Raw genomic sequence first — 616 nt, forward strand, 5'->3', positions numbered from 1 at the left:
GAGGGGGTCTAGCGGGGGTCTAGCGGGGGGAGCCTGCCCACCCAGTTGCGGTGGGCAATCCGGTGCTTTGTTGCTTACTAGCGCGTAAGCGCTCAGACAAGACGGACTGCCCAGTAGTACGCGCTGATTTGAGTCGCCGTGAGGTTCGTATAGCGGACGGTGGCATCCGTACACCGGACGAGTTCCGGCCAACCTGTGTTCATGTTGATGACATGCGCATGGCGAAAATGACACTCTTTCCCCGCACGGCACGCCCGCACTCTTCCTGCCCGGCCCGGGTGGTCCCCCATGCCGCCCGGGCCCCATGTCTTTCAAGGGAGCTCCGCGTTGTCCCACCACATATCGCGCACCACGGCCACGCTCTCCACCGCGGTCGTCGCCGCGGCCCTGGTCGCCGCCGGGCTCAGCACCGGAGCGGTGGCCCAGCCCGCGCCCGAACCCTCGCCCGGCGCGGCCCCGATGGAGCTCTCCGGGTCCCAGCGCGCCGAGCTGCTGCGCGAGGCCGACCAGGGCGCGGCGGGCACCGCGGCCGAACTCGGGCTCGGCAAGCGGGAGAAGCTGGTCGTCCGCGATGTCGTCAAGGACCGCGACGGCACCACGCACACCCGCTACGAGC

At 69.5% G+C, this 616-nt stretch carries 1 pseudogene; it reads left to right on the forward strand.

Annotated features, from left to right (window positions below):
* Positions 1-327 precede the first annotated feature (327 nt).
* Positions 328-616 (forward strand): annotated as a pseudogene (locus tag U9R90_RS36675) (peptidase M4 family protein); the annotation flags it as partial.

The organism is Streptomyces sp. E11-3, assembly GCF_046540415.1.
Lineage (GTDB): Bacteria > Actinomycetota > Actinomycetes > Streptomycetales > Streptomycetaceae > Streptomyces.